General features: G+C 44.0%; 10 protein-coding genes. 9 read left to right on the top strand and 1 reads right to left on the bottom strand.

The window, feature by feature from the left end:
• Nucleotides 1-246: 246 nt before the first annotated feature.
• Entirely contained in the window at nt 247-963 is a 717-nt protein-coding gene (gene bfmR, locus E0H89_RS02270) for a response regulator transcription factor BfmR (RefSeq protein ID WP_067870229.1), read from the top strand.
• Nucleotides 964-994: 31 nt separating this feature from the next.
• Entirely contained in the window at nt 995-2,653 is a 1,659-nt protein-coding gene (gene bfmS / locus E0H89_RS02265; protein WP_131214228.1) for a sensor histidine kinase BfmS, read from the top strand.
• Between the two features lie 51 nt (nt 2,654-2,704).
• Here bfmS and E0H89_RS02260 read toward each other — a convergent pair whose 3' ends face one another.
• Complete coding sequence (locus E0H89_RS02260) at nt 2,705-3,061, bottom strand: hypothetical protein (protein WP_131214227.1); 357 nt, start codon at nt 3,059-3,061, stop codon at nt 2,705-2,707.
• A gap of 617 nt (nt 3,062-3,678) precedes the next feature.
• On the opposite strand from E0H89_RS02260, the gene ndhC reads away from it, so the two are divergent.
• The 7 genes from ndhC (at nt 3,679) to nuoH (ending at nt 12,355) form a co-directional block, all read left to right on the top strand.
• Complete coding sequence (gene ndhC / locus E0H89_RS02255) at nt 3,679-4,227, top strand: NADH-quinone oxidoreductase subunit A (protein WP_131214226.1); 549 nt, start codon at nt 3,679-3,681, stop codon at nt 4,225-4,227.
• A gap of 6 nt (nt 4,228-4,233) precedes the next feature.
• A complete protein-coding gene (locus tag E0H89_RS02250; RefSeq protein ID WP_086199188.1) occupies nt 4,234-4,911 on the top strand; it encodes a NuoB/complex I 20 kDa subunit family protein in 678 nt (225 codons plus the stop codon).
• An 88-nt stretch (nt 4,912-4,999) separates the two neighbouring features.
• Nucleotides 5,000-6,787: an NADH-quinone oxidoreductase subunit C/D gene (nuoC, locus tag E0H89_RS02245; RefSeq protein WP_131214225.1), complete on the top strand. Its 1,788-nt coding sequence runs from the start codon at nt 5,000-5,002 to the stop codon at nt 6,785-6,787.
• Between the two features lie 14 nt (nt 6,788-6,801).
• On the top strand, nt 6,802-7,311 hold the full coding sequence (gene nuoE / locus E0H89_RS02240; protein WP_131214224.1) for an NADH-quinone oxidoreductase subunit NuoE: 510 nt from the start codon (nt 6,802-6,804) through the stop codon (nt 7,309-7,311).
• A complete protein-coding gene (gene nuoF, locus E0H89_RS02235; protein WP_131214223.1) occupies nt 7,308-8,639 on the top strand; it encodes an NADH-quinone oxidoreductase subunit NuoF in 1,332 nt (443 codons plus the stop codon). Before nuoE ends, nuoF begins: the two co-directional genes overlap by 4 nt.
• An 11-nt stretch (nt 8,640-8,650) precedes the next feature.
• A complete protein-coding gene (gene nuoG / locus E0H89_RS02230; RefSeq protein ID WP_131214222.1) occupies nt 8,651-11,335 on the top strand; it encodes an NADH-quinone oxidoreductase subunit NuoG in 2,685 nt (894 codons plus the stop codon).
• A 3-nt stretch (nt 11,336-11,338) separates the two neighbouring features.
• A complete protein-coding gene (gene nuoH / locus E0H89_RS02225; protein ID WP_131214221.1) occupies nt 11,339-12,355 on the top strand; it encodes an NADH-quinone oxidoreductase subunit NuoH in 1,017 nt (338 codons plus the stop codon).
• The last annotated feature ends 6 nt before the right edge of the window (nt 12,356-12,361 follow it).

Below are 12,361 nucleotides of genomic sequence, written 5' to 3'. Positions count from 1 at the left end.
GCAAAATGTATATAAAATCCTCATTTTGTAACATAATGTGTCAAAAAAATAGCTCCAAGCCGCATTAAATGGGAAAATATCAATTAATTCAATAGTTAATAAAAATATAACAAAAAACTACTTTGATGTATCAGTTTGGTGAATGCCATCTTGTTTACAATGTAAACGTGTGTATATTGCTGAATATATTAAAGCGTATCCACCGGATTTTTAAGGATACCTTAATCCATATAACAGGGGCATTTTATGAGCCAAGAAGAAAAGTTACCTAAAATTTTAATTGTTGAAGACGATGAGCGTCTTGCACGTTTGACTCAAGAATACCTGATTCGTAATGGATTAGAAGTTGGGGTAGAGCCTGACGGTAATCGCGCAATCCGCCGTATTATTGCTGAACAACCAGATCTGGTAGTACTGGATGTGATGTTGCCAGGTGCAGATGGTTTAACCATTTGTCGTGAAGTTCGTCCACATTATCATCAACCGATTCTGATGTTGACTGCACGTACTGAAGATATGGACCAAGTTTTGGGTCTGGAAATGGGGGCGGACGATTATGTCGCTAAACCTGTTCAGCCACGTGTTCTCTTGGCGCGTATCCGTGCATTACTACGTCGTACTGATAAAGTACCGGAAGATGAAGTTGCACAACGTATCGAATTCGATGACCTTGTGATTGATAACGGTGGTCGTTCGGTGACTTTGAATGGTGAGTTGGTTGATTTCACCAGTGCTGAATATGACTTGTTGTGGTTATTGGCTTCAAATGCCGGTCGCATTCTATCTCGTGAAGATATTTTTGAGCGTCTGCGCGGTATTGAATATGATGGTCAAGACCGTTCAATCGATGTGCGTATTTCGCGTATCCGTCCAAAAATTGGTGATGATCCTGAAAATCCGAAACGTATTAAAACAGTACGTAGTAAAGGCTATTTGTTCGTTAAAGAAACCAACGGTCTTTAATAGTTGTACCTAATTTTTATAGGACATCCTCTTGTTTAAACACAGTATATTCTTGCGTATTTATGCGGGGTTAGTGATTTTAGTCGCTTTGGTGGCGGTATTTGGCTACCTGCTGGTTCAGATTATTAATTATCAGCGCGCGCAGGAATATCGTGAGTCTTTAACCGATGGGGTGTCTTATATTATTAGTGAAGGCATCGCGCGACAGCCGAATGAGCAACAGAAAAAAGACTGGGTTTCTGATGCTTCAGATTTACTTGAGTTGCCCATTTATTATGTAGATTCAAATAAAGTTGATTTATCGCGTGCCGAGCAAAAGCGAATTAGTGATCGCAAAGCTGCGGTTCGTTATGATGCACAGAACTCGATTGCTTACGTGATTATTGGCTTGAAAGATGATCCAAAACATTTGCTTTATATAAAAGTAGACAAAATTGGTGAACGCCAAATGAAAGCGTTGCCCATTTTTATTCTGGATTATCTGGTGTATTACCCAGGACAAGAAAAAGAATATTTGGCAAAAATTCAATCGAATTTTTCCTATCCCATTCAAATTGAAAAAGTTCAAAACCTGCCACTTGATTCCGAACAGATAGGTCGACTTCGATTAGATCACAGTATTATTTTATATCGTGATAATGCCTCGGTGCGTGGAACCACAATTTCAATTGTTTCCCCTATGCCAAGTTCACCTTCTGAGGTGCTGGTACTGGGTCCGGTACCGTTATTTAACTGGATGCCTTTTCAGCTTGCAGCTGGGATTACCTTGCTTAGCTTATTTGTGTTGAGTTTAGGGGTATATGGTCTGCTTGTGCCGATGCAACGTCGTTTGCGTGAAGTCAATTATGCCTTGCATCGAATGAAGTCGGGTGATATGACCTTGCGTTTACCGATCGATGGTACCGATGAAATGGCAAGTCTGGCGACGAATTACAATAGTATGTCAGATCATATTCAGCGTTTGATTGAAGCACAGCGTGAATTGATGCGCGCGGTTTCGCATGAATTACGTACGCCTGTAGCACGTATCCGTTTTGGTATGGAAATGCTGGCAGAAGAAGATGATTATGAATACCGTTTGCAGCAGGTTGAACAGATTGATAAGGATATTGAAGCGCTAAACACCTTGATTGACGAAATCATGACCTATGCAAAACTTGAACAGGGCACACCTTCGTTAGATTTTGAAAAAATCACCTTATTTGAAGTCTTGGATCAAGTGGTGGTTGAAACTGAAGCGCTAAAAACACAAAAAGAAATTGAGTTACGTGTAGCGCAACCTGGCGTTGTGGTGGATGCAGAGCGCCGTTACTTGCACCGTGTAGTACAAAACCTAGTTGGCAATGCGATTCGCTACTGTGATGACAAGATAATTGTGAGTGGTGGCATTAACGAGGAGGGTCTGGCTTATGTGCAAGTTGAAGATGATGGCGCAGGTATTCCCGAGGAAGAGCGGAAGCGGATCTTTGAAGCTTTTGCACGTCTCGATGACAGCCGAACCCGTGCTTCTGGTGGTTATGGTTTAGGTTTGTCTATTGTAAGCCGTATTGCTTACTGGTTTGGCGGTAATATTCATGTGGATAAAAGCCCGGTTTTGGGTGGTGCGCGTTTTACCATGACCTGGCCTGCACAAAGGTTTAATAAATCAGCCAAGAAATTAGGCATGACCAAAGACGGCATAGAGTCTTAGTAATGAATTAAAAAAAAGCACCAGATTTGGTGCTTTTTTATTGCTTACTCATTACTCGTGAAGAGTAGCATCGGGTTCAATAATCTGTTTTCCTTGTTTCAGGCTTTCTAGCGCATCCGCATTGAAGTCGAGTAATAAGGAATTATTCTTAGGGTCGATCGCATAATGGCTAATCAGCTTTTGATCGCCATTTAATGTTTCAACTTTATATTGATCTGCAAGATTTAAAATAGCATCCAGATTTGTAGTGGCAGAGGCAAAGTCTTGGCGGAAAAGTTCATAAATATCGCGAAGGTCAAAAATTGCATTCTGAGCATCCGGATGTTTTTGAACATACCCTTCCACATGACGCACTAAAAGTTGTGCAAAGAAAAAATACTCTGATTCGTGTTTGTATTCTAAACCCATGTGTTTGCTCCTTATTCTTTGTGTCTACGAATGTAAATAGGAATAGCATAAATAGCAAATGAGGTCATCATGAGAAGCATTAGAGTTGCAAAAAAACACACAAATACGGACTGCAAAGTCATGTTTGTTGTCTTATATAGAGGTTAGGCCTTTAGTACTCCCCTAAAAAGCCTTCCCATATTCTTCATAAGCCTGTTGACCGTACTGATCTTCATGGAAGAGATAAAACAGTAATGATTTGGAGGTGAGCGGGGGCTGGAAAATTTTTGCCAAAGTTTGATCGTTTTATGCCGAATGAAATATGCTTGAATAAATAGATGGCATCAAGATTTGGGTTTTTTATGGGAAATATAAGCCTGAATTACATAAATTTGAAAAAAATAATCAATTTTCTTTTTTTGATTTAATAAAGCGATTGCTAGACAAACAATAGGGCTTAAGCTTTGAAAAAACAGCAAACTGACTAAAATATCATCCAAAAGACTAAGGCTTATAAGCTAGCAAGTGAAATCATAAATCAGGTACAATTGGCGGGATTAATTTTGTGTTTGGTGTATTAGAAGGCCAATACATACATTCTTTGTTAATAAATTAGGCCTGCCAGGAGTTATCCCCGCATGAGTGCCATTACTCCATACGATTGGGCAATTATTGCCTTCGTGATCGGCGTTACATTTCTTTGCGTCTTTATGCTCACAGTTCCTTTACTCCTTGGGGGTAAGTCATGGGGCCGTGCGAAGCAAGAGCAATTTGAGTCAGGTGTGGTAGGTGCGGGTGGAGCACGCATCCGCTTGTCTGCTAAATTCTACTTGGTTGCGATTTTCTTTGTAGTATTTGACTTAGAAGCACTTTATCTCTACGCATGGGCTACATCGGTTCGTGAGGTAGGTTGGTTCGGTTTTACCACTGTGGTGATTTTTGTAGTCGATTTATTGATTGCGTTGATTTATGCAGTGAAAGTAGGCGCATTAAATTGGGCGCCAACCGATCGTCGCAAATCAGCAGCTATGCAACCGAAAATCGGTTCAGCAAATATGAACCTTGCAGACATTACTCGCTTTAACTCTATTGAAGAGTTGGTTATGGACCCTACAGGTCAAATTCCAGCTCAATCTTCTGGTCGTGTGAAAGCAAAAACACCGGCTACATCATCTATTAAGGAGTAACTCGGGATGAAATATACATTAACCCGTGCGAATCCGGATGCTGATCAATATCCACTTCAGGAGCGTCAGATCGTAACCGATCCGCTTGAAGAAGAAGTGAATAAGAATGTATTCATGACTCGTTTAGAGGACGTGATGCATACAGCTGTAAACTGGGGCCGTAAGAACTCTGTATGGCCTTTTAACTTTGGTACGTCGTGCTGTTATGTAGAATATGCAACCACTTTAACCGGTGTGCATGACATGTCACGTTTCGGTGCCGAAGTTATTCGTGCTTCACCGCGTCAGGCGGATTTAATGATTGTTGCAGGGACTTGCTTCGTGAAGATGGCACCTGTAATTCAGCGTTTATACGAGCAAATGTTAGAGCCTAAATGGGTGATTTCAATGGGTGCTTGTGCAAACTCTGGCGGTATGTATGACATCTATTCAGTTGTACAGGGTGTAGATAAAATCATTCCTGTCGATGTGTACATCCCAGGCTGCCCACCACGCCCTGAAGCATTGTTGCAAGCATTAATGCTGTTACAAGACCAAATTCAATTAGAGCGCCGTCCACTTTCAGCGGTGATTGGTGATGATCTTCAGCCAGTATATAAGCCAAAGATGCAGCCAGAACGTGACCGTAAGAATGCTGAACGTATTGCAGTGAAAAACTTACGCTCTATGGATGAAATTAAATAATTTTAACGATGAAATATTGATGCACCCGGTCTGGGTGTAATTGTCGTTAAAGTTGACTTGAATTTGTATTAAATAGGAAGCCAAGCCAATGGCTGAAACTGACATTGCTATGCCAGAATCAACGCCTGTTGATTCACGCCCAGCATTTGCAATTGTAGAAGAGCTCAAAACCAAATTTGGTGAGAACTTCTACGTGCAAGCGACTTTTGAAGATTTTCCAACGGTCTGGGTTGAGCGCGCACGTGTACAAGACGTTTTAATGTTCTTGCGGAAAGTCGCACGTCCATACGTGATGTTGTTCGACTTGTCGGCGGTAGATGAGCGTTTACGTACCCACCGCGACGGTTTGCCTGCATCAGACTTTACCGTGTTCTATCACTTGTTGTCGCTTGAGCGTAACAGTGATATTCGTATCAAAGTTGCGTTGAATGAGAGTGATTTAAATCTTCCCACTGCAACCAACATTTGGCCAAATGCCAACTGGTACGAACGCGAAGCATACGATATGTTCGGCATTAACTTCGAAGGGCATCCAATGCTCCGTCGTATTTTGTTGCCAACCTATTGGGAAGGTCATCCACTTCGTAAAGAATATTCTGCACGTGCCACTGAATATACGCCGTATATGCAGAACCAGGCGAAACAGGATTTTGAGCAAGAACACTTGCGCTTTGTTCCTGAAGACTGGGGTCTAAAACGCGGTAATGCCGATGAAGACTTCATGTTCCTGAACTTGGGTCCGAACCATCCCTCTGCGCATGGTGCATTCCGTGTAATCTTGCAGTTAGATGGCGAAGAAGTGAAAGACTGCGTGCCTGATATCGGTTATCACCACCGTGGTGTGGAAAAGATGGCTGAACGTCAAACCTGGCATTCATTCATTCCGTATACCGACCGTGTTGACTACTTGGGTGGTTGTGCGCAAAACATGCCTTATGTGATGGGTGTGGAACAAATGGCAGGAATCACTGTTCCTGACCGTGCGCAATGTATCCGTGTCATGATGTCTGAGTTATTCCGTATCAATAACCACTTGTTGTATATCGGTACTGCAATTCAGGATGCCGGCGGTATGACGCCAGTATTCTATATGTTCGCCGATCGTCAGAAAATCTATGACGCCATCGAAGCGATCACGGGTTACCGTATGCATCCAGCTTGGTTCCGTATTGGCGGTACTGCGCACGACCTTCCCAACAACTGGCAGCACCTGATTCGCGAAATCCTGGACTGGATGCCGAAGCGTATGAACGAGTATTACACAGCAGCACTGAAAAACTCGGTGTTTGTTGGTCGTACTCGTAATGTTGCGCAGTACGATGCAAAATCTGCATTGGCTTGGGGTGTAACCGGTACCGGTCTTCGTGCAACAGGTATTGACTTTGACGTTCGTAAATATCGTCCGTATAGCGGCTACGAAAACTATGACTTCGAGGTGCCTTTAGAGTACGAAGGCGATGCTTACGCGCGTGTTATGGTGCATTTCCGTGAAATTGAAGAATCACTGAAAATCGTGAAGCAATGTTTAGATAACATGCCGTCCGGTGCCTATAAAGCAGACCATCCACTGGCAGTTCCACCACCAAAAGACAAGACATTACAAGATATTGAAACTTTGATTACGCACTTCTTGAGCGTGTCATGGGGGCCTGTAATGCCTGCAGGTGAAGCATCTGTGATGGCAGAAGTGGTGAAAGGTGCAAGTAACTACTACTTGACTTCAGACAAGTCAACCATGAGTTACCGTACCCGTATTCGTACACCAACTTTCACCCATTTACAGCAAATGCCTTCCGTGATTAACGGCAGTCTTGTATCTGACTTAATCATTTATTTAGCGACAATTGACGTCGTAATGGCTGACGTGGATCGCTAAGGGGTAAACGCATTATGATGATTTTGACTGATAAAAAGCCACGTGTGAATATTGAAGGGATTTTAACTTCGGAAGAAATCCACGATATCGAACATCACATTGAACATTATCCGTACCCGCGTGCTGCATGTTTGGATGCATTGAAATGCGTTCAACGCCGTAATGGCTGGGTAGATGATGCGCAAATGAATGCGATTGCACAAATGCTCTCTATGAGTGTTGCGGATTTAGAAGGTGTTGCAACGTTCTATAACCGTATCTATCGCCAACCTGTTGGTCGTCACGTAATTTTGTTATGTGACTCGATTGCCTGTTTCCTGATGGGTGCAGAAACTTTGGCTGAAGCGTTCCAGCGTGAACTCGGTATTCAGTTTGGTCAAACTACCGCTGATGGTCGTTTTACCTTGCTGCCGATTTGCTGCTTAGGTAACTGTGACAAAGGCCCAACCTTAATGATTGATGAAGACACTCACGGATTGGTTGAAGTGACTTCGGTTAAACAGTTATTGGAGAAGTATCTATGAATACTGAACCAAAACCAATTTACGGTGACGGTAACCCGGAAACTCATCCACTTACTTGGCGTTTAAGCAAACAAGCCAATGTCCGTAATGCTGATGATTACGAAGCGCTTGAAGGTTATGCAGGCTTTAAAAAAGCCATTGCCATGAAACCGGCTGAAGTACTTGACGTGGTTAAAGCTGCAACTGTAAAAGGTCGTGGTGGTGCAGGTTTCCCGGCAGGGATTAAATGGTCATTGATGGCGCCAAATGATGGCGGTCCACGTTACCTGATCTGTAATGCCGATGAAATGGAACCGGGTACCTTCAAAGACCGTTTGTTGATGGAAGATCTTCCACACCAATTGATTGAAGGTATGCTGATTGCTGCTTATACATTAGAAGCAACTCAAGGTTATATCTTCATCCGTGGTGAATACATTGAAGCTGCGAAGTATTTAAACGAAGCGCTTGAACAGGTTCGTGCCAAAGGTTACCTAGGGGACAATATCCTCGGTACTGGCTGGAACTTTGATTTACATGTGCATACCGGTGCGGGTCGTTATATCTGCGGTGAAGAAACTGCATTGATTAACTCGCTTGAAGGTCGCCGTGCCAATCCGCGTACCAAACCGCCATTCCCGCAAGTTGCAGGGGCTTGGGGTCGTCCTACCATTGTCAATAACGTAGAGACCTTTAATAACTTGCCAGCCATCATTCTTCGTGGTCCTGAATGGTATGTCGGTTTATCTGCGGGTAAATCGAAAGATCCAGGCACAAAAATTTATGGCGCATCAGGCAAGGTGAAGTTCCCGGGTTTATGGGAGCTTCCTTTTGGTACGACAGCGCGTGAAGTGATTGAAGATCATGCCGGTGGTATGCGTGATGGTCTTAAATTAAAAGCATGGTTACCTGGTGGTGCTTCTACAGACTTCTTGGCTGCTGAACACATTGACCTGCCAATGGATGCTGAAAGCATCATGAAAGCAGGCTCACGTTTAGGAACTTGTTTGTTAATGGTGGTTGATGAAACCCAATGTATGGTTTCAGCGACACGTAACTTAGAAGAATTCTTTGCGCGTGAATCATGTGGTTTCTGTACTCCATGTCGTGATGGTCTACCTTGGGCAGTAAAAGCGCTTAAAGCTTTAGAGAATGGCGAAGGTAAACAGGAAGATATCGATCACTTACAAGAGTTAACGCGTAAGTTATGGATTGGTAAAACTTTCTGTGCCCACGCCCCGGGTGCAATGGAACCGCTTATGGGCGCACTCAAACATTTCCGTAGCGAGTTTGAAGCAAAAGTGACGAATCGTCCTGCTGCTCAAGCTAGCAACGCAGAACAAGTTTAAGGAATTCGACTATGGCTACAATTCATGTCGATGGAAAAGACTACGAAGTAAATGGCTCGGAAAACTTGCTACAAGCATGTTTGTCTTTGGGTCTGGATATTCCATACTTTTGTTGGCATCCATCCTTAGGTTCGGTTGGTTCTTGCCGTCAATGTGCCGTGACTCAATACGCGAATCCAGAAGATACGCGTGGTCGTTTAGTCATGTCATGTATGACGCCTGCATCTGACAATACCTATATCTCGATTGAAGACAAAGAAGCGAAGGATTTCCGTGCTTCGATTGTTGAATTCTTGATGACCAACCACCCGCACGACTGTCCAGTTTGTGAAGAGGGTGGTCACTGTCATTTACAAGATATGACGGTGATGACACAGCACGACCGTCGTCGCTACCGTTTCACCAAACGTACCCATTACAACCAGGAGCTAGGCTCATTCATTTCACACGAAATGAACCGTTGTATCGCATGTTACCGTTGTGTTCGTTACTATAATGACTATGCAGGTGGTACGGACTTTGGTGTGTATGCGAGCGCTTCTCGAGTTTACTTCGGTCGTCCAGAATCAGGAACGCTAGAATCTGAATTCTCGGGTAACTTGACTGAAGTTTGTCCGACGGGTGTATTTACCGATAAAACCCACTCAGAACGCTATAACCGTAAATGGGACATGCAATATGCGCCAAGCGTATGCCACGGCTGTTCTTCAGGTTGTAACATCTCTCCGGGTGAACGTTATGGTGAAATCCGCCGCGTAGAAAACCGCTTTAATGGTGACGTTAACCAATACTTCCTTTGCGATAAAGGTCGTTTCGGTACCGGTTATGTAAACCGTGAAGATCGTCCGCGTCAGCCACAGTTCCGTTCAGGTGGAAATGTGACTACAGTTTCTGTAGATCAGGCGCTTGATACCGTGATTGCAAATATTCAAGACAAAAAAGTTTTGGGTATTGGTTCTCCACGTGCATCTCTTGAATCTAACTTCGCGCTTCGTGAATTGGTCGGTCAAGAGAACTATTCAACAGGTATGTCTCAAAAAGAACAAAATCTGGTTGAACTGGCTGCATCGATCATGCAAACCGAGGGTGTTTATAACCCGACGATGCGTGAAATCGAAAGTTATGATGCTGTATTGATTTTGGGTGAAGACTTAACTCAAACTGCACCACGAATGGCTTTGTCTGTTCGCCAGGCTGCGAAAAACAAAGCCAAAGAAATGGCTGCAGAACGTCGTACTCAAGAATGGCTGGCTGAACCGGTACAACGTATTGGTCAAGATGCGAAATCTCCCATTTACATCCTTGCTGCAACTCAAACTCGTTTAGCAGATGTTGCGACGGGTGAAGTAGTTGCGTCTCCGAACGACATCGCACGTTTAGGCTTTGCGGTTGCTGCAGCAGTTGCGGGTGAAAATATCACTGGTTTAGATGACGATGCGAAAGCATTTGCGCAAACCATTGCTGACACATTAAAAGCTGCGAAAAAGCCATTGATCATCTCTGGTACAAGCTTACAAGACCCTGCAATCATGGAAGCGGCAGCACAAGTTGCGCAAAACCTGGGTTCAAATGCGGGTCTTAGCTTGACTGTTCCTGAAGTGAACTCAATGGGCTTGGCAATCTTCGGTGGTTTAAGCTTGGAACAAGCATTCGCTCAAGATTATGATGCCATTATCGTGGTTGAAAATGACCTATACCGTCGTTTGCCAACCGCTCAAGTGGACGCGGCATTTGCCAAGGCAAATGAAGTGATCGTGCTTGATCATGCGGAAACTGCAACTGTTGCGAAAGCATCGATTGTACTTTCAGCGGCAAGCTTCGCGGAAGGTGATGGTACTGTGGTATCGCAAGAAGGCCGTGCACAACGTTTCTACCAAGTGTATGACCCAAGCTACCACAAACCAGAGTATGCGATTAAAGAATCATGGCGTTGGTTACATGCCCTTGAAACTGGCTTACAAGGTAAGGCAATTTCATGGACATTGCTGGATGACGTCATTGATTCTGTTGTGAAGAATGTCCCTGCACTTGAAGCCATTCAAGATGTGGCACCAGATGCTGGCTTCCGTGTGCATGGCTTGAAAATTGCGCGTGAACCACGCCGTTATTCAGGTCGTACTGCTATGCGTGCGCCGTTATCTGTACATGAACCGAAACAACCGATTGATATCGATTCTGCATTAACGTTCTCTATGGAAGGTTATGTGGGGAATCAGACCCCGTCTTCGCTTGTACCATTTGCATGGTCTGCAGGCTGGAACTCTCCACAGGCCTGGAACAAATTCCAGGACAACGTGGGTGGTCACTTGAAAGGTGGTGATTCAGGCATTCGTTTATTTGATCGTCTGAAAAAACGTCCTGCACGTACTTTCGTTGCACCAACCCCAGTTGTGGTGAATTCAGAAAGTTTCCGTTTAGTACCGATGCACCACATTTTCGGTTCTGGTGAGTTCACTGTGAAAACTCCGGCGATGGAATCACGTATTCCTGCTGCCATGTTTGCGGTAGGTGAACAAGATGCTGCACGCTTAAATGTTCAAGACGGCCAAAAAATCACGGTGAAATCAGGCGAGGCAACAATAAGCCTTCCAGTTCAAGTGATTGAATACTTACCTACAGGTTATATCGGTTATCCAGTTGGTCTTGCACCGACAGTTTCACTTGCAGAGCCTGTATCAGTCGCGGTAGGAGTGTAATTCATGAATCAAGAAATTATACGTCAAACACCGCTTTGGGCTGAGAACTGGCCAATCGCTTATTCAGTGGTTCAAGCGATTGTGATCTTGCTCGTGGTGGTGCTTGTCGCTGCGTTGATGTCATTCATCGAACGTCGTTTACTGGCATTATGGCAAGACCGTTACGGTCCAAACCGTGTTGGTCCTGGGGGGATGTTCCAGATCGTTGCCGACATGCTGAAAATCATGTTCAAGGAAGACTGGACACCGAAGTTTGCTGACAAGCTTACTTTCCGTTTAGCACCAGCAGTTGCCATGGCAACTGCGGTACTTTCGTTCATGGTAATTCCTGTTAGTCCAACACTAGGTGTTGCTGACATGAGTATCGGGCTATTGTTCTTTATGGCAATGGCCGGTATTGCAGTCTATGCAGTACTGTTCGGTGGTTGGGCTTCAAATAACAAATATGCGTTATTGGGTGGTCTTCGTTCAGCAGCTCAAACCATTTCTTATGAAGTGTTCTTGGGGATCTCATTGATGGGTGTAGTCGCAATTGCGGGTTCATTCAACATGCGTGAGATTGTTGAAGCACAACGTGATGTGTGGTTCGTTATTCCGCAATTCTTAGGTTTCTTGATCTTTATTGTTGCGGGTGTGGCAGTAACGCATCGTCATCCATTTGACCAACCAGAAGCTGAACAAGAATTGGCAGAAGGTTACCACGTCGAATACGGCGGCATGAAATGGGGGATGTTCTTCGTTGCAGAATATGTCAACGTGGTTCTTATTTCGGCATTGATCGTTACTTTATTCTTCGGTGGCTGGCTTGCGCCATTCAACTTAGAAATTCCATTTATTCCACCAGTTTTCTGGTTCATCATTAAAACAGCATTCTTTGTGATGATGTTTGTTTTGGCTCGTGGTTCGTTAATGCGTCCACGTTATGACCAGGTGATGAACTTTGGTTGGAAGATTTGTTTGCCATTGGCGTTGGTCAACTTGTTGGTGACTGGTGCTGTGATTCTGATGAATCAGGCCTAGGACAGC

The sequence above is a fragment of the Acinetobacter sp. ANC 3781 genome (assembly GCF_004331285.1).
GTDB lineage: Bacteria > Pseudomonadota > Gammaproteobacteria > Pseudomonadales > Moraxellaceae > Acinetobacter.
This window is presented reverse-complemented; position numbering and strand designations above follow the sequence as displayed.

Coding starts and splice junctions, on each gene's coding strand:
- bfmR (WP_067870229.1), top strand. CDS start 247: ATGAGCCAAGAAGAAAAGTTACCTAAAATTTTAATTGTTGAAGACGAT.
- E0H89_RS02260 (WP_131214227.1), bottom strand. CDS start 3,061: ATGGGTTTAGAATACAAACACGAATCAGAGTATTTTTTCTTTGCACAA.
- ndhC (WP_131214226.1), top strand. CDS start 3,679: ATGAGTGCCATTACTCCATACGATTGGGCAATTATTGCCTTCGTGATC.
- E0H89_RS02250 (WP_086199188.1), top strand. CDS start 4,234: ATGAAATATACATTAACCCGTGCGAATCCGGATGCTGATCAATATCCA.
- nuoC (WP_131214225.1), top strand. CDS start 5,000: ATGGCTGAAACTGACATTGCTATGCCAGAATCAACGCCTGTTGATTCA.
- nuoE (WP_131214224.1), top strand. CDS start 6,802: ATGATGATTTTGACTGATAAAAAGCCACGTGTGAATATTGAAGGGATT.
- nuoF (WP_131214223.1), top strand. CDS start 7,308: ATGAATACTGAACCAAAACCAATTTACGGTGACGGTAACCCGGAAACT.
- nuoG (WP_131214222.1), top strand. CDS start 8,651: ATGGCTACAATTCATGTCGATGGAAAAGACTACGAAGTAAATGGCTCG.
- nuoH (WP_131214221.1), top strand. CDS start 11,339: ATGAATCAAGAAATTATACGTCAAACACCGCTTTGGGCTGAGAACTGG.